Below are 16,058 nucleotides of genomic sequence, written 5' to 3'. Positions count from 1 at the left end.
CCTGTCGCTCATGCCGGTGGCGCAGGCACTTGATCCACAACCGCAGCATCTGCCGTCACCCCCTGCCCCGAGGCAGGAGGATGGGCAATCGCAGCCATGAGATGGCCGGCTGTACGTGAGAGCTCCAGGAGCTCCCCCACCTGGTCCTGGGCGTCCCGGCGCGCGCTCGACTCCGTCAGTGCGGTATCGCGCCAGGTGTCTCGCTCGCGGACCAGCTCCTGGCGCCGTGCCTCGGCACCGGTCCGCTCGTCCTCAAGGACACGCCGCGGGACCAGGCGGCCGGTAAGGATCATCACGACGACCAGGGCAACGATCGCGCCGGCCCCGCCCTGGACGACGTTGATCCCGAGGAGGTCGCCCACTCACTCGCTCCGAACGGTGGTGGAGCCGGGCGACGTCGCAGCCTCGATCCCCGGCGCGATTCCCGCGGGCTTCCACAGGGAGTGGTAGGAGGTGCCCACCGCGACGGCCGCGATCAGCAGGTTCGTGGCCACCGTGGCCGCGTGGAGGGCGTCGTTGAAGTACGCCGTGCCCACGCCGATGAGGAGCGACGCCAGGAGCATGAAGAAGGCCCGGGCGGGTCCGGACCATCGCGGCTGCTGCACCACGGCGATGGCCGGCGGTGACACGAAGCCGATGAACAGAGCCCACAACTGCGGATTGGTCATTGGTTCCTCACTTCTTCCGGAGGCCGTTGGCGACCTCGAACGCGTACTGCCAGGTGAGAGGACCGCAGAGCCCGTCAGCGGGCCCGAGAGCGGTGACGTAGTGCTGCTGGAGCGCCTTGACCTTCGCCAGGTCGAGGGCGGTCATGGTCCGTGACGGACCGACCCGGTACGCGGGCCCCCACGCGCCGCGCTGCAGCCACGTCTGGAGGGTGAGGGCGCGCTCGCCGGTCGCGCCGAGGAGGAAGTACTGGCGGCCGGGGAAGGCCGGCAGCTTTGGCGTCGTGCTGGTCGGCGACCACCGCCAGGAGGCCGCGGCCTTCCCGCCCCGGTAGTCGTGGGGGTCGGCGGTCGGCGGGCAGACGTTGTCGGGGAACGTGGGCGCGAAGTACCCGACGACTTTGGTCGCACGGCGGGCCATCTTGTGCGACCAGACGCCGTTGCCCTGCCCGTTGTCGGCGGCACCGTCCTTGATCGAGTTGCCGCCCTTGAGGTACACGGTGTCCGCGTCGAAGCCCACCACGAGCTCGGTGTGGCTGTTGCCGAGGTTGCACCAGGCGCCGACAGACGGGTACTCCGACCACTGCCCATGGACCCGGGCCCAGCTCGAGAACGCGACCACGTTGTCCAGCTTCGGGACAGCCTGGTCCAGGCCCACGTCGTGGTACATGTCCCAGTCGAAGATCACGCACCACGGAACACCGTCCTCGCCGTACTCCCGCCCGAACGGGGTGTGGTTGTCCCACCCGTCGAGGCTGTTCCACCCCTCGTACACCCGCTCCGGCACGCTCATCACGTGGTCGACGAGGGTTCTCCACTGCGACATATCAGTCCTCCCTGGGCCAGGAATGCGAGAAGCCCCGGCAAAGGGCCGGGGCTTGGGACGGGGTAGTTCAGGCAGAGAACCGGAAGAGGTTCATGGTCGAGTTCACGGATTGGGATCCGCCGATCGATGTGGCGAGCGTGCCGCCGGAGTTCTGCCAGCAGGCGATCTCTACGTAGTCACCCACGCTGAGTTGTGTGGTCGTAGCCGTGCACGCCGACCCCCCGTTGGAGCCCTGCGGAGCGGTCTGAATCATGGAACCGGGTACGACTACACCGTTGACCAGGATCATCAGGGTTCGGGTGCCGCTTGCGCTCGTTGCGAAGCACACTGAGCCGTTGATGTAGAAAGTTCCGGCTGTCTGGCACACGTACCGCGAGGTGTTGGCGACGGTGGAATGCCCGCCGTCCGAGTCGATGATCTCTGTGTCCATGGTGAGAGGTACCGCCGTCGTGCCCGTGCCAATGGCCTGGGTGACGCTGCTGTAACCCTTGAACCGAACTGGTGCGAAGAGGTAGTTGAGGCCTCCGAGGATGTTCGCGTTCCACAGGGCAGACGTCCAGAAATTGCCCGGAGCCTCGGTGGGGATTGTGGGGATGGTGGCCACAGGCACCTCCTAGTCAGTACGCGAATGCCGCCGAGTCGAACCGGCTGGACCCATCGAAGGCCGTCGGGTCGGTCACGCCGGCAGGGAGCGGCTCGTTGATCAGGTCACCTGCGGTGTGGGCCTTCGTCGTGGCCGCGGTGAGCGTGAGCGTCGCGGAGGTCCAGCCCGGCGACGTCGCGCCGACCGACAGGATCGTGACCGTCTCCTGGTTGGTCGTGGTCTGCCCGAGAACGATCTGCTGGCCAGGTCCGAGCTGCGTAGCGAGCGGGTTCGCGGTGTCCGCCGAGGCGTTGACGCTGATCGAGGTGACGCCGGGGGCCACCGTGGTGCGGAGAGTGGTGTGCCAGGCCGCGAACGCCGCGTACGGCGTGAGGTCTACCGGCGACAGTTGGAGCGTCCACGTCGCCTCTCCCGCGTCGTCCCACGACGTAGCGATGTTCTCCACGAAACAGTCCAAGGTGATTGACGGGGCGCCGTTCGGCCGGCGCACCACCTGGACTCGCATCCCGAGCTCCAGGCCCAGGCAGACCGGCCACATGGCAGGAAGCGCCGAGGGGTGCAGCACGATCGATGACAGCCGCGACACCGCCTGCCGGTACCGGCTCAGGAAGTACCCGGCGGCGTCCTGGCATTCATCCGCAGACGATGAGTTGATCGTCCGTTCCAGCGTTCGCTCGAAGTAGGCCGTAATCGATGCTGCGTCCTGAGCTGCGAACTTCTGCCCAGTGGACTCCTGGGTGACGGAGATCTTGTTGCTGATGTGGGTGGCATCGAAGTCCAGCTGGGCGTCCTCATACGGCCACTCGCCGTTCGCGGTGTCCTCGCCGAAGACGTAGGCAGGAACGAGGGAGTTGTAGCGGGTCGCCCGGGACCGAAAGGTGAGGGCACCGCCTCGCGACACGTAATGCTGGCCGCCCTCCGTATCCACGACGCCCTGAAGTGCCGATACGGCGTCCTGCCCGTCCGTGGCGGCCGCGCCCATGCTCGTGGTCAGCCCGGCTTCGGTCACTGCCGTGCTCGTGTACCCGGCGTACCGCAGAATCCGTTTGTAGCGGGTGTCTGTGGACTCCCCGGCGCACGAGTTCTTCCACGCGTCGTAGATGGCCGTGACCGACGGGCCATCCAGTTTCGACGGGAACTCCGCAGCGAAACTCAGATCTCCCTTGAAACTGTAGGTGGTGCCGTTGCCGACCGTGGCGTCGACGAAGTTGCCGAGGTTGTCACCGATGATGTCGGTCGGCTGGAAGGCGGGACCGACCGAGTAGCTAGCACTCACCCCGTCGAGAGCCACGAAGGCCACCGAACTGACGGGATCATGCCCGAACATCGCCAGATGCCAGTTGCCATCGATCACATTCGTGCTGCCAGCCGCCATACCGATGAATCCTGTGGATGGCCCAGCGAGGATCATCGCGAGATGACCGGAGTCATCGACCTGCAGAAAGACCCGCGATCCGGAGGGGTTGCCTGCGGCACGCTGGCGGTCCATCGCGGACCACATCACCGCGGCGTACACCGGAGTAGGACCTGTGTAGCGAAATGCGAGCATCCGTGTCCAGGCTGCGGTTGCCGGGCCCTTGATCCCGGCAAGACCCAGGCTGAGGAAGGTTGCTGGGGAGGTGAGGGTGGTGCCCGGATTCGGATTGTTCACCGTGACCACGGTGCCTGCCGACCCGGTGTACGTTCCGCCCGGCGACGCAGAGGTGACAGCGGTTCCCCACACCAGACTGCCCGGACCGTACTTGGACACCCCCAACTGCGCGCCCGGATAGTTTCCTGTTGCGTCGCTCGCCGAGGTGCTGCCCTGAGGATCGTCCAGCTTGTACAGGAACCGCGGGGCGTGGGAGCTGATCTCCTGCGTGAGCGGGTCAGACAGCTGGACCTGGGAGAGCAGGCTCAGCGCGTCAACGGTCGTGGGCTGCTGCAGGCCGTAGGAGCCCCCACCCTCCCAGGAACTAGGCCACCGCTCGACGAATCCCGTGTACTGCGGGTACCAGACACCGGGGCACACCCAGGCGGACGACTGGGTACCCTCCTCCAGCTGCCAGCCGTCCACCTGAGCCGAGCACGTCACGCCAGGCGCGGCGACGATACGGACCCCGATGAGTAGGGCTGCGGGGTTCATCGGCGCCGTCCCCGTCACCGTCAGGGTGCTCCAGTTGGCCGTGGCCGACCCCGTGAGCGTCACGGTGCTGCCAGGGACCGCCGCGATTGTGACGCCGGCTGCGTCCGTCCACTCGACATAGGGGTAGACCTGTACGGAGCTCGACGCCGTGATGTTCCGGACCCGGACGGTGTGTGTGTAGGCCCGACCAGGCTCGACCGGTGGCTGCCTCGTGAATACGAGACTGGTCGCCGCGATGGCGGACGTTGGCACCGCGAACTGCATGACGGTGCTGCCCTGCCACGCCTTCGTGCTCGTTACGAAGCTTCCGCCGGTGTTGTCGGTGGAGCTGTAGATCGCCGGGCCGGTGTTGCTGCTGTCGATGCCACCCAGTGGCTGACCCCCGAGGTCGCCCGCGGTGGCCTGCGCCTGGCGCAGCAAGTTGATCGTGGCGGGCCATTCGGCGCCCACCTGGTACGGCTGGTAGGGCTGGATGTGCCCGGACCACGGGCCTGCCGGGTTGGTCGGGTCGAAGGCGCCGTCGGGGTTCGCGAGGGTCAGGCTCGTCTCGCCGGCGCGGACCTGGTCGAGCTCGTACTGCCGGCCTCGCCCGGTGGAGAAGGTGCCGCGGGTCCGCCGGGTCACGTCCACGAAGGAGCTGTTGGGGCTGTTACCGCCGTTGCAGTTCCATTGTGGTCCCCAGGCGTGCTGTAGCCGGGGCCAGTTCGGGTTGTACTCGGCTCGGCCGCCGCCCTGTGTGTTGACGTGGGCCATCCAGGCGACCAGGCCGGCGAACTCTGTTGCTCCTGCGCTGGTTTGGAGCGCGAAGGTCATTGCGACTGCGCTCGCGGCCCAGCTGTATGCGGATGAGGTCAGGGTGGCCCAGGTGAGGCCGTCGGTGGAGGCCTCGGCGTACCAGGTGCCGGCGTCTTCCCGCAGGCGCCACCAGCGGTGGGTGTCTGGGGAGTAGGTGGCGAGCGTCGTGGTGACGGTGGTCCCCGCGGTCTGCAGCGTGAACTTGAAGGCGCCCGCCTCGAGTCGGAGGGCGACCGAGTTGTTCGCGTCCACCGTCAGCTTGAAGATCGTTTTGGTGTTGCCGAGACCGTTCGGCACTGCGCCGATCTGGGCGCTGATCTTCGAGGAGGTCGCGTCGTACAGGCCGCTCCCGAGCGTGTTCGTGGCGCCCGACGTGGTGGGTTGCGCCAGCGTGACCACGTCGTTCACGGTGTCGACCGTCACCGCGCCTCCGGTGACATTGCTCCACAGGGCTGTGTTCAATGTCGGCGCGGTGATCGGGTCGACGAGCGTGGACAGCTTCGGGTTGGGCATCAGGCACCTCCGTGGTGTCGCAGCGCCGGGCCAGAGGTGTGCAGCTGCGATGTTTCACGTGAAACACCGAAGCACCTACGGGGCCCTTGTGGTCAGCGCTTGTACTGCGCGTACGTGGACGGGTTGCGCCCGCCACGCTGCAGGAATCCCTTCTCCACCACGTCGACCAACCTCTTCTCCGTGAGGACGGAGCCCTCCACGTTGACGTGAGTCACGTGGTGGTGGTGCACCACTTGCTGTCGCCCCGCCCCGAGACCGGGGAGGGCCCCAGCCCCGGCGGGCACGAGCCTGGCACCGGACAGGCTGCCGGCGCTGGTCACCTGGGAGGCGAGGGTGCTCGCCGCCGTGGTGGCGTAGTGGGCGGCCGCCGTGACGCCCTGGGCAAGCCCCTGCGGGATGAAGGCACCGATGTCCGAGAAGACCCGGCTGGGCGACTTGATCTTGAGGGCTTTCTTGATGGCCGCGGCCATCTGCTTCGCGATGCGCGCCATCTGGGCGTTGATCGCCTTCTCCTGCGACGCGAGTCCCTTCACCAGGCCCTGAGCCGACTTGATGCCCGCCCCGTACATCGAATCCGCGACCGCCGACCCGGTGGCGTTCGCCGCAGATTTCAACGATGCCTGCATCGCGTTGACCTGCTTGATCTGCGACGACGACGCCGAGGACAACGCGAGTGCCGTTGCGCCGCCCTGCTCGACACCGGCGCCGGCGATCTGCGCGATCAACTCCGAGCTCAAGCCCTTCTTCCGGAGCTGGTCGAGCTCGGCGGCGAAGGCGCGCCCCTTCTGGACCTGGGCCTGCATGTTCGCGACCACATCGCTCGCGTTGACCGCGCGGCTCTCATCAGGGGCCGCGGTGACCACCGAGGTGCCCTGCATGATCGACGAGGCGATGCTGTTCCGCTCATCCGTCCACGACTTCTGGAGTGCAGCCAGCTTGGCCTGCGCGGCTTTCAGTTTCGTCGCCACGCTGTCGCGCTTCGCCGCCAGGCCCCGGAGGACCTTGTCCTCGCGCTTCGCGTACGCCTCCAGCTTCGCGACCGTCTTCAGGTGCGAGCTCACCCAGGCGTTCATGGAGCGCCCGGACTTGGTGCTGCCCGAGGTGTGCAGGTCAGCGATCCGGTTCCGCGTCTGGATCATCAGCGACTCGATGCGCTTCGTCGCTGCCTTGACCTTCGCCGTCGACCCCGTAAGGCCGTCCACGAGCCCGGTGTTGATGTAAATACCGAGGCTGCGGAACACCTTCGACGGACTACTGATCCCGAGGGCCGACTTGAAGGAGTTCGCCGCGGAGTGCGCGATCCCGGACAACACCGAGCTCACGTTGATCGACCGGATGCCACGCAGGAGACCCCGGAGCATGTCTGCGCCCGCGCTGACCAGCAACCCGCCGAGACTGCCGAGTCCCCCTCGCATGCGCCCAGGCAGTGCCCGCACGAAGGTGAGCACGCTGTTCCCGAGAGATTTTGACCCTGCCAGGAACCGGCCCCAGGCGGCAGACGCGAGCCGGCCGAGCAGGCCAGTCAGGGAGACCATCGCGGACAGAACACGACCGGGCAACCCGGCTACCCAGGACACCATCTGCGCGCCCACCCGGACCGCTGTGTGGTAGGCCCCGGTGAACGCGCCGGAGATCTTCGACCAGTATTTGGTGATGAGCAGGACCGCGATACCGATCGGTCCCGTCAAGATCGCCAGCAGCAGTGGCCAGTGAGCCTTCACGAAGTCGACGACCCAGCCCACCGCCACGGAGATGCCGTGGAAAGCGGCGTTCACCCCGTCGTGAAACCAACCGACCTTGGTATAGGCCCAGATGAACCCAGCAACGAGGGCTGCGATCGCGAGCACGACGAGCATGATCGGGTTGGCCGACATCGCCGCATTCAGCAGCCACTGAGCGACCGTCGCGGCCTTCTCGGCGATGGCCGCAGCGATGATCCTCACGCGCTGGACAGCCCACGCCACCCCCGAGCGGACCGCAGCCGCCGTAGCAATGGCTGTCGACCGCGCCAGGGAGAGAGACGCTGCGCCCGCAGCGCGCATCGCCCCAGCGGCGGAGCGGGCGCCGCTGGCCATTGACGAGAGCGCAGCGCGCCCACCGCGCGCGGCGAGGCCTCCAACGGCCTTGCCGACGTCGAGCGTCGCCCGCCCCATGGATTTGGCGCCGGTGATGCCTGCATTCCACCCGCGCCGCAGGATCCCCCCGAACGACCCAGCCCGGCCGCTGAACGAGGACTGCGCGACCTGTGCCGAGCGGAAGCCCTGCACGATCCGGCCCGTTCCCTGAACGGCCGAGACCCCCATCCGTCCGAACGTGGCGACGGTCCGGGCGCTGGCCATGACGAGCTTGGCGGCGTACGCCACAACGGACAGGAGCAGGACGCCGCCGATGATCGCGGCGAGCGCGGTCGCCGCATCCTTGTGGCGGCCGAAGAAGTCGATGGCCGCGGTGATGACCGGCAGGAGTTTCGTGCCGATCTCGATGGCCAGTACGGAGACGGTCTGCTTCGCCTTCGCGAGGCGGACGTTGAAAAGCTGCTGCGTCGCATCCCAGCCTTCGACGTCCTTCGTCGCGTGGTGGAGGGACTCTCCGACCTTCTTGACCCGCTCGTTGTAGCCCTCGGTGTTTTCACCGGTGAGCTGCAGCGAGGTGTTGAGCCCGATGGCGCCACCGAGCATTTTCTTCATCGCTTCGGTGTACGTCTGGGCCGCCGGCCCACCGCGCTTCAGTTCCGCGCTGAAGCCATGAGACTTCTCGTACAGGGTCTTGAACTGCGCACCCAGGACGTACTGGCTGTCCGGGAGCTTCTTGATCTCCTTGCCGTACGAGGCAACCGAGATCGATCCGGACTGGAGCTGTGAGGCGAGGCTCCGCACCGGCGCCGGCATGGAGCTGAGCATCGTCTTGAGGTTCGCCGAGGCCTGCTTCGTCTGGTTGAACGACGACAGCAGCAGTGTTCCGGCGGGGCCCATCTTGCCGAGGACGGTCCGCGACAGCATGTCGAATGTTCCCGACAGGCCGCGGCCGCCGTGGTCGACGTCAGCGAGGCCCTTGGCCACGTCCGTGCTGGACAGGCCCAGGCGCTGCATCTCCTGGACGGCGACGTTGTTAGGGGCGGCCAGGGCGCGGATGGTCGCGCCGAGTTCCTGGGTGCCCTCGCGCGCTGATGTGCCGTGCTGGGTGAGCGTTGCGAGCGCGCCGGAGACCTCGGCGAAGCCGACCTTGTTTGCGCTGGCGATCGGCAGGACGGTGGACAGGGAGGCCGCGAACTCCTCCATGGTCATCTTGCCTTCGCCCGCCGCGGTCTTCATGGCGTTCATGACCTGGACAGAGTCCGAGGCCTTGAGGTGGTACGAGGCCATGACGCTGGTCATGGCGTTCGTGACCGACTCCAGCGAGGCGTTCTCTTCGCGCGCACCCTGAGCAGCGGCCCGCAGGACCTTCAGGCCGTCCGCACCGCGGATACCGGCCTTCTCGACCTGGTACATGCCTTCGGTCAGGTTGTGCCAGTCGGTGCCTGTGCCCTTCGCGATGCCGAGGATCCCGGCCCGGACCGTCTTCAGCCCGCCCAAGGTCTCGCCGGCAGCGGTGTGCAGGACCATCGTCTGGGCCTCGAAGTCGCCGGCCATCTTCACCGAGGCCGCAGCGACACCCAGGCCAATCAGCGACACCGACTTCCCCACCCGGGCTGCCCCGGCGAATGCAGTGGCGCCAGCCGCGCGCATCCCGGCGGCGGTGCCGTCGACCTGGGCCCGGGCCTCGCGCATCGTGGAGCGGAGCTGGGTGATGTCGCCCAACATCCGTACGACGACCGGGGGCAGGAGTCCGCCGCCTCCGCCACCACTCATGTGCCCCTCCCCTCATCTGGGTTGGGGCCGCGCGAGCAGCCAGCAGAAATCCCGCTACGTCAGCGGGGCAGTGTTCAGTTGTCGATCAGTGGTGGCTGATAGCCGCAGCCCAAGCCGCGTAGTAGGTACGTCCGATCACCCCGCCCGCGACCAGCTGGTCGTACGCCGGCGCGACGTACGGGCGCGGCGGGAGCTCCGCTCCGCGCCCTGCGGTGCCGCCGAGCTCCTGGATCCGTCCGTACACCGCGGTGGGCCCGATCTCCGCCATCCACGTCCCGCGCCCGACGGGCACCGGGCCAACGACTTTGATCGAGCGGCGGAGCGTTCCGGTGACCAGGCTTGGCGGATCCCCTGGGGCCGACGGGGTCGGGGTCCCCTTGGGGTGGCTGCTCGTTGTGAGCATCCGCTTGATGGCGCCCTCGGCCAGATGCGCCGCGTGCGCGGTTGCCACCCGAGTCGCTTTCTGGATGGCGCTATCCATTGCGGAGAGCGCCCCGTGGAGCTCGGAGAGCCCTGTGATCTGGACGCCGCCGGCCATGCGGTCACCTCGCGCTCCGGGTCTCGCGCTCGGCGTCGCGCCTTGCTTTCTCCTCGGCGTCCTCGCGGACCTTGTCGACGACCATGGCCATCTCGACCCACACCCCGTCCAGCCAGGCAGGAATCCGGTCCACGACCTCGGGCGGCCACCGGTATCGCTCCGCGTACCAGACGTAGTCGACCGCCTGGTCGTACGCCGTGTTTCCCCGCTCCTCGGCGGGGAGCGGGCGTCCCTCCAGCCGGGCCCTTACTCGGCGGAGGGCACGGTAGGGGACGCCGGATCCGCGACCTGCTCCGGAGTCGGCTCCGACTTCTTCGGGAAGATGAGGTCCCGTGCCGCCTCGGTAATCTCCATCAGCCGCTCGTCGTCATTGAGCGGGAGGAGCTCCAGACTCTCAGGAGAGACGGACGGGAGCGGGAGCTCGTACGACCAGGCCACGACCAGGACCTGGAGCAGGCCGTCGGTGAGGTCGTACCCGGTAGCCATCGGGTTCTCGATGTCCGAGATCCCGCGCATCACCTTCTTCTTGTCGCCGCGAAGCATCGTGGCGGGGTCTCGGAGTTCGACCCAGGCCCCGGAGGGCAGGGTGAGGCGTTCGGACATGAGGTCTCCAATGAGGGTGTGAGGGTGGGAGAGGACAGCGCCAGAGGGTCAGAAAGTCCCGGGGGCGACGTTGCAGGTGACGGACACCTTGATCGGGCTGTAGCCGCCGGAACCGCCCGCGATCGTCGTCGACAACACGGATTTGAAGCTGTTGGAGTACTCGACGGCGGTCTTCGACCCGTCGGGCTCCGCTTCCGTGAACGCGGCGATGCCGATGTCGAACTGGATCGCCGCGTAGGACAACCCTGCGAGACCGTTGTTGATGAGCAACTGGAGCTGCGGCTGGGTGTTGTTCAGCATGTACAGCAGCGGACTCTCGGACGCCGCGACGAAGTTGAGCTTCCCCTCGACCGTCACACCACCGCGCTGAATGACGTACGGCACGCGGGAGCCATTGCCGGTGAAGTACGGGTTCAACTCCCGCTTGAGGTTGATCTCACCGTTGGTGACAGTCGGAATCAGGGTCCCGCCAGTGGCCGGCCCGCCGATGCCGACCGCCATGCGCCAGGACGCCATCGGGACCGTGAGCCCGGGCGCCGAGACCGGCTGAGCGCCGAGCGGTACCGACGGAAAGCTCGTTGCCTTCCCGTCCCAGGTGAAGAGATCACTTTCGGCGTTCCACTTGAAGCCGAGTTCGGACACGCAGGCGCCGGGGTACTGCCGCGCGCCGGACGTCGCGGTCGGGCCGAGAAAATGCGTCAGCGTCTGGCTGATCGGCTGGCCGCTACCGGAGTTGAGCAGGCTGTGCGTGTACGTGTACGGGCCGATCACGGGCACGACGGCCTGCGCGGCAGCGTGCGCGTAGACCAGGCCACCAGCCGGAGAGGTGAGCGGGATGACGTACGGCCCCGAGCCCGTCGGGGTGCCAGTCGTGAAGACCTCCGCCGTCGCACCGGTCCCGATCTGGACCTTCGTTGCGGCCGGGATCGTGGCAACCGTCGAGATGGTCGTCGCCCCCACGGTTCCAGGGGACGAGAGGGTCGTTGACCCGGAACCGGTCGGTGTGCCGGTGACCGCCATGTCCCCGAGGCAGTTCCGCAGGAAGTAGCTGATGGTGTCGATGAAGACTGGTCCGCCGAGGTCGAGTTCAGCGGTACCGGTGCCCAGGATCTGGCCGAAGGCATCGGTCGCCATGCTCCCTCGCCAGGCCTTGTCCTCCAGGAACTTGACGTTGTCCTTGGGCTTGAAGTCCTCGACGAGGATCGTGTCGGTCATGGCAACCGGGGTGCCCTGGATCGCCTCGGCGGCGATGCCGACGAACTGCTTGGCGGGCGCGTACGTGACGGGAGTGCTCACCGTTTACTCCTTGCCGCTGGGGGCCGGCGCGTTGTCCGGCTGCTGGTTGGGCTTCTTGCGGGTCTTGGTCCAGCGGCCGTCAGCGGGCGGCCCCTCCGGCCAGTCGAAGACCGTCGCCGGGCTCTCGGGGGCAGCGGGCCGGCAGGTCAACGGCACGTGCGGGTACACGCATGGGGACTCGGCGGTGAACTCGTAGACGCCCGGCTCCGGCTCCTCCGGCTCGGCCGGCCGTGCCTCCTGCTGCGGGTTCTCGGTAGCCGAGACAGGCTCCGTCGCCGCAGGCTCAGTCGGGGCGGTCTCGGTGTCTGTGGGCGGGGTGGACTTGGACATGGGCCCTCCAGTCGGGCAGCGCAAAACACCCGGCTCGGGGATCTCGCGTCGGGGGATGTGAGCGGGTGTAACTCAGGCCTGGACGAACTCCACTGCGGCGAACCGCATGGACAGAAAACCCTTGGTCAGGCCGTCCTTCGTCGAGGGTTGGGCGTACTCGAAGTCGATGCCGTCGCCGCCGCCCTCCGAGACGTGCTCGCCAGCCTGGAACACCACTTGGCCGAGGGTGCGGTCGCGGCGCATCCACTCAACCAGCGCGTCCCGCAGGGCGTACGCGTCGTCCTGGGCGTCCTCCGCGTACGGAGTCCGGGAGCGGAGGTAGCAGTTGAGGACGACCTCGTACACGATCTGCTTCAGGCCGTTGTGCTCGCCGCCGACCGCGCGCCGGATCTCGTGCTGGCGCGGAATCGCGACGACGATCTGGCAGCCCGTACGGGCCCCCGGCTCCTGGCCGAGGAAGTAGTCGGCGTGGTCGTCGTCCTTCGGCCAGGCGCGCCGGATCACGCCCACCGTGCCGATCGGCGACGAGCGATACGTACGCGTCCCCTCGTCGTACTCCCCGCCGAAGTACCCGCAGATGCCATGAATGACCTGCTGCACCGGCATCCAGTCACCTCACCCTGGCGTACGACATGAGGATCCGCCGTGCTTCCTTGACCAGGCCCATGCCGGTCGGGCGGGTGTCGTCTTTGCGGGTCGTGGAGGACGAGTTGTCTGGGAACTCGTCTTCCGCCGTCGAGTCCGGGCGAATGAGGAGCGAGACCGTGTAGAGCACGACCGCCAGCCGCATATCGCCTGGCATCCCCGACAGATCGTGCCCGGCCGCGTGGTCGTAGCGCAGCGCACTGGCCAGGGTCACCAGAGTCGGGAGCGGCGAGGCAGACGGCACCGGTGCCACCCAATCCGGGTGCACAGCCACCGTCTCCTCGACCCCGGGCTCCCAGATCCGATACCGGGCTCCGGGCTCGAGCCCAGTCGGGTCCGTGACCATGATCTGCAGGTCTCCGGCCGTGGCCGGCTCCTCCAGCACGGTCGCCACGTGACCGGCGACGTATTCGACCTGGGCGAAGAGCTCGCCACCCGCGGCCGGCGCCCCGAACTGCAACGACCCAGACCACGCCACCGACGCCCCGGCCATCGGGATGACCATGTTGGTGCCCTGCTCCACCCAGGACCCCGGCGCCGCCACGGTGGTCAGAGCGTTCTGCGACCAGCCGTACCCGACACCGGTGATCTGGCGGACCGGCCCGTGGTCGGCGTGGATGGCGAGCTGCCCGGACCGAGTGGCCCGGGTCCGTTCGCGCTGGTTGTAGAGGTGCGCGCCGAGCGGCTGGTCCGCCTCGTTGTCCGCCCACTCGCTCGCCTGCAGCAGCAGGTTGGTGAGCTCGGCGGTTTGCGCGTCCGGGTCGCTGACCCCGCGGCGGAGTCCGTCGAGGTCGAGGTACGTCGGGTGCGCGGCGAAGGCGGCCGCTGAGACGTACGGGTTGACGGCCATCGCTCACCTCCTGGTGGTCGAGGGCGGTCAGGGGTGGGCCGGGGCTAGTCGAGGTCGCGGGACCAAGTGCCGTGCTCGCAGCCGACGGACGTGACGCCATCGACGGTCGGCCAGCCGGTCGGGAAGTGCTCGCGGCACGGGCGCTCGGTGTCATCCGACGGGTCGGGATCCGGCCCGTCGTCGGCCACGGCGGGCTCCTCCGTGCTCGGTGTCGGGGGAGTTGCCTCTGCACCGTCGTCGCTACCGCCCTCTGCGGTGCCGCCGTCGTCCGGACCGCTGGCGGGAGTGGTCTCCGCCTGCGCCGTCTCGGTCTTCTCGGCGGTGGTCTTCGCCGCCTGGGTACGTCGTGCTGCCATCGGTCAGGTCTCCTTTTCGCAGGTGCCCCCGCAGCGGGAGCAGGTCGTCACGTACGCGGCGAAGCCACAGGCGCCACAGCGGTAGCCGCCGCGCGGGAGGCCGCCGAGGTTCGCGGAGAACGCCCCGGCATCGCGCAGTGCGCGCTCATGCTGGGGGTTGTCGACGGTCACCGTGCCGTCGCGTCCTGCCGTGTACGCGGTGGTGGCGCCGGTCTGGGCGCCCTGGATGTCGATCCCGCGGACTGCGCCGTCGGGCAGGCACAGGCGTGCCATGGGGGGTCCTCCAGAGGGTGAGGTGTCCGACCGCCGGTGCCGGGCCGCGCGGGCCCGGCACCGGAGCGATCAGGCCTTGCGGATGCCGGTGACGGCACCGTTCCAGGCGGGCGCGTAGCAGACCAGCGACCCGAACCAGTAGCTCGACGACTCGAACGCGAACTGATTGACGGGCCAGTCGATGCCCATCATGTCCTGCACGTTGAAGACGGCCCAGACGTCGCTGACCTCGGAGTCCGGGAGCGGCAGGGTGTCCGAGATGATCGGCGCGGTGCCCTGCGGCAGCCACGGGTGCACCTCCACGGCAACACCCTTGCCGGTGACCTCGTTGATGATCGTGGTCACGACGTCGCCGATGGTGACGCCGGTCAGCTGGTCCTGGGTCAGCGTCATCCGGTAGTTGCTGGCCGAGTTGACCTTGAGGGAGTCGGACAGCTGCTTGCGGTCCGAGCCGTTGAGCATGATCCGGTCCGGGTCGGCCTTCACCGCGTCGTACAGCGCGGCGAACGCGGTCTGGAATTCGGAGCCCGGGTTGGTAGTCGAGAGCGCGGCGTTGAGGCGGTTCACGTAGCCCGACTCTGGGCCGGTGCAGATCGGCACGATGCCGTCGTAGCCGGACGCGTACGCCGACGTGTCCCCGGTGACCGTGGACGCTGCGGTGCCCGAGGTCGGGAGCGCCCCGGTGATGGTGAAGAGGTTCGAGCCGGCCTTGCCCGCGAACCAGCGCGACGCGTCACCGGGGTCGGAGCCGCCCGTGGACACGTACACGCGGACACCAGTAGCGCCAGCGGGCAGAGTGACCGAGACGTCCACGACCTGGCCGTTGGTCACGGCCGAGTTCGCGGCCGCGGAGAGCACCGACTGCCCGAAGTCACCAGCATCGCTGGTGGCCTTGACGTAGACGTTGGTCGTCGCGCCGCTGATCCCGACCTCGCTGCCGGCCGCCGAGCGGGCGGTCACTGTGACACCGGTCGGCGCGGCCAGCGCACCGAGGAAACCGGCGCCGGTGCCGCGACCCATGAGGAGCATGCGCTCCTCCAGCAGCATGCTGGAGTACAGCAGGCTGGTCCGGGACAGCTGTCGGATGTCCTGGTAGCCCTGTCCGGCGTACTGCGCGGACCAGGTCACCGCGTCGGAGACGCTGAACTGGGAGTACGGGACGACCTTGTCGTACCCGGCGTACGAGATCTTCGGACCGCGCGCGTAGTACAGCGAGTTCGACGCCCCGGCCGGAGCGAAGTTGTTCTGGGTGGTGTCGACGATGCCCGGGTGGATGTTGCCCACGCCGCCGGTGCCCGTGCCGGTGAACCCGGAGATGACCTTGAATCGGTGGCTGGTCCCGAGGCCCTTGCGGCGGGGGATCCGGTTCCTGATCGGCGTCGGCCGCGGCGTCAGCATCTTCGCCGGCGCCTCCAGGTCGAACGCGACCAGGCCGGTGCTGATGGGGCCGGTGAGGGTGAGGTCCTTCACCAGGTCCGGCTGCTGCGCCTTGACCTCGTCGAGCGCGGACGTCACCGACGCGAGCGCCTCGGCCGAGAGGCCCTTGACGATGTCCGGGGAGCCGAGCGCCTTTGTGATCGCGCCGTACGCGGTCGTGGGCTGCTGCTCGAAAGTGATGCCGCGGCCCTCGGAGAACGCCTGGACGACGTCGGACGGGCCGAGCGTGCGGGTCGGCGCGTCGGTCAGCGCCACCATCAGGTCATCGAAGCGCCGAGAGACCTCGGCCTTGGACAGCGACGGTGCCTCCGGGGAGTCACCGAAAAGGATATTGGCCTTGGGCAGAGCCATAGC

The 16,058-nt window shown here is 68.2% G+C and carries 16 protein-coding genes; all 16 read right to left on the bottom strand.

Going from position 1 to position 16,058, the window contains the following annotated elements; all coding sequences use genetic code 11:
• Positions 1–8 precede the first annotated feature (8 nt).
• Positions 9–362 carry a hypothetical protein gene (locus tag AB0H78_RS02965; RefSeq protein ID WP_363232438.1) on the bottom strand — a complete coding sequence of 118 codons (354 nt, stop codon included), beginning with the start codon at positions 360–362 and terminating at the stop codon, positions 9–11.
• Positions 363–668, bottom strand: a complete 306-nt coding sequence (locus AB0H78_RS02960; RefSeq protein WP_363232437.1) for a hypothetical protein — start codon at positions 666–668, stop codon at positions 363–365. It abuts the gene before it with no gap.
• 7 nt (positions 669–675) lie between these two features.
• The gene (locus tag AB0H78_RS02955; RefSeq protein ID WP_363232436.1) at positions 676–1,491 is read right to left on the bottom strand and encodes a hypothetical protein; all 816 of its coding nucleotides are present in this window, start codon (positions 1,489–1,491) and stop codon (positions 676–678) included.
• Between the two features lie 67 nt (positions 1,492–1,558).
• The gene (locus AB0H78_RS02950; RefSeq protein ID WP_363232435.1) at positions 1,559–2,095 is read right to left on the bottom strand and encodes a hypothetical protein; all 537 of its coding nucleotides are present in this window, start codon (positions 2,093–2,095) and stop codon (positions 1,559–1,561) included.
• A 13-nt stretch (positions 2,096–2,108) separates the two neighbouring features.
• A complete protein-coding gene (locus AB0H78_RS02945) occupies positions 2,109–5,528 on the bottom strand; it encodes a hypothetical protein (protein ID WP_363232434.1) in 3,420 nt (1,139 codons plus the stop codon).
• A gap of 92 nt (positions 5,529–5,620) precedes the next feature.
• The gene (locus tag AB0H78_RS02940) at positions 5,621–9,376 is read right to left on the bottom strand and encodes a phage tail tape measure protein (protein WP_363232433.1); all 3,756 of its coding nucleotides are present in this window, start codon (positions 9,374–9,376) and stop codon (positions 5,621–5,623) included.
• 85 nt (positions 9,377–9,461) lie between these two features.
• The gene (locus AB0H78_RS02935) at positions 9,462–9,914 is read right to left on the bottom strand and encodes an HK97 gp10 family phage protein (protein WP_363232432.1); all 453 of its coding nucleotides are present in this window, start codon (positions 9,912–9,914) and stop codon (positions 9,462–9,464) included.
• 4 nt (positions 9,915–9,918) lie between these two features.
• A complete protein-coding gene (locus AB0H78_RS02930; protein WP_363232431.1) occupies positions 9,919–10,047 on the bottom strand; it encodes a hypothetical protein in 129 nt (42 codons plus the stop codon).
• A 113-nt stretch (positions 10,048–10,160) separates the two neighbouring features.
• On the bottom strand, positions 10,161–10,517 hold the full coding sequence (locus tag AB0H78_RS02925) for a hypothetical protein (protein WP_363232430.1): 357 nt from the start codon (positions 10,515–10,517) through the stop codon (positions 10,161–10,163).
• A 48-nt stretch (positions 10,518–10,565) separates the two neighbouring features.
• Positions 10,566–11,813 (bottom strand): hypothetical protein, encoded by a 1,248-nt coding sequence (locus tag AB0H78_RS02920; protein ID WP_363232429.1) that lies wholly within the window; start codon positions 11,811–11,813, stop codon positions 10,566–10,568.
• 3 nt (positions 11,814–11,816) lie between these two features.
• Positions 11,817–12,143 carry a hypothetical protein gene (locus AB0H78_RS02915; protein WP_363232428.1) on the bottom strand — a complete coding sequence of 109 codons (327 nt, stop codon included), beginning with the start codon at positions 12,141–12,143 and terminating at the stop codon, positions 11,817–11,819.
• Between the two features lie 72 nt (positions 12,144–12,215).
• Positions 12,216–12,749, bottom strand: coding sequence for a hypothetical protein (locus AB0H78_RS02910; protein ID WP_363232427.1), 534 nt, complete (start codon positions 12,747–12,749; stop codon positions 12,216–12,218).
• A gap of 4 nt (positions 12,750–12,753) precedes the next feature.
• On the bottom strand, positions 12,754–13,638 hold the full coding sequence (locus AB0H78_RS02905; RefSeq protein ID WP_363232426.1) for a hypothetical protein: 885 nt from the start codon (positions 13,636–13,638) through the stop codon (positions 12,754–12,756).
• A gap of 44 nt (positions 13,639–13,682) precedes the next feature.
• Positions 13,683–13,994: a hypothetical protein gene (locus AB0H78_RS02900; RefSeq protein ID WP_363232425.1), complete on the bottom strand. Its 312-nt coding sequence runs from the start codon at positions 13,992–13,994 to the stop codon at positions 13,683–13,685.
• Between the two features lie 3 nt (positions 13,995–13,997).
• On the bottom strand, positions 13,998–14,267 hold the full coding sequence (locus AB0H78_RS02895; RefSeq protein ID WP_363232424.1) for a hypothetical protein: 270 nt from the start codon (positions 14,265–14,267) through the stop codon (positions 13,998–14,000).
• 69 nt (positions 14,268–14,336) lie between these two features.
• Complete coding sequence (locus AB0H78_RS02890; RefSeq protein WP_363232423.1) at positions 14,337–16,055, bottom strand: hypothetical protein; 1,719 nt, start codon at positions 16,053–16,055, stop codon at positions 14,337–14,339.
• Positions 16,056–16,058: the final 3 nt, after the last annotated feature.

Origin of the sequence: Streptomyces sp. NPDC050738, assembly GCF_040654175.1 — a bacterium.
Lineage (GTDB): Bacteria > Actinomycetota > Actinomycetes > Streptomycetales > Streptomycetaceae > Streptomyces.
The sequence above is the reverse complement of the archived record's forward strand: the minus strand, read 5'-3'. Positions and strand labels throughout refer to the sequence as shown.

Bases quoted from the DNA above. Each gene is read 5' to 3' on its own strand.
- AB0H78_RS02960 (WP_363232437.1), bottom strand. From the start codon at position 668: ATGACCAATCCGCAGTTGTGGGCTCTGTTCATCGGCTTCGTGTCACCG.
- AB0H78_RS02945 (WP_363232434.1), bottom strand. From the start codon at position 5,528: ATGCCCAACCCGAAGCTGTCCACGCTCGTCGACCCGATCACCGCGCCG.
- AB0H78_RS02935 (WP_363232432.1), bottom strand. From the start codon at position 9,914: ATGGCCGGCGGCGTCCAGATCACAGGGCTCTCCGAGCTCCACGGGGCG.
- AB0H78_RS02940 (WP_363232433.1), bottom strand. From the start codon at position 9,376: ATGAGTGGTGGCGGAGGCGGCGGACTCCTGCCCCCGGTCGTCGTACGG.
- AB0H78_RS02910 (WP_363232427.1), bottom strand. From the start codon at position 12,749: ATGCCGGTGCAGCAGGTCATTCATGGCATCTGCGGGTACTTCGGCGGG.
- AB0H78_RS02925 (WP_363232430.1), bottom strand. From the start codon at position 10,517: ATGTCCGAACGCCTCACCCTGCCCTCCGGGGCCTGGGTCGAACTCCGA.
- AB0H78_RS02895 (WP_363232424.1), bottom strand. From the start codon at position 14,267: ATGGCACGCCTGTGCCTGCCCGACGGCGCAGTCCGCGGGATCGACATC.
- AB0H78_RS02915 (WP_363232428.1), bottom strand. From the start codon at position 12,143: ATGTCCAAGTCCACCCCGCCCACAGACACCGAGACCGCCCCGACTGAG.
- AB0H78_RS02890 (WP_363232423.1), bottom strand. From the start codon at position 16,055: ATGGCTCTGCCCAAGGCCAATATCCTTTTCGGTGACTCCCCGGAGGCA.
- AB0H78_RS02905 (WP_363232426.1), bottom strand. From the start codon at position 13,638: ATGGCCGTCAACCCGTACGTCTCAGCGGCCGCCTTCGCCGCGCACCCG.
- AB0H78_RS02900 (WP_363232425.1), bottom strand. From the start codon at position 13,994: ATGGCAGCACGACGTACCCAGGCGGCGAAGACCACCGCCGAGAAGACC.
- AB0H78_RS02955 (WP_363232436.1), bottom strand. From the start codon at position 1,491: ATGTCGCAGTGGAGAACCCTCGTCGACCACGTGATGAGCGTGCCGGAG.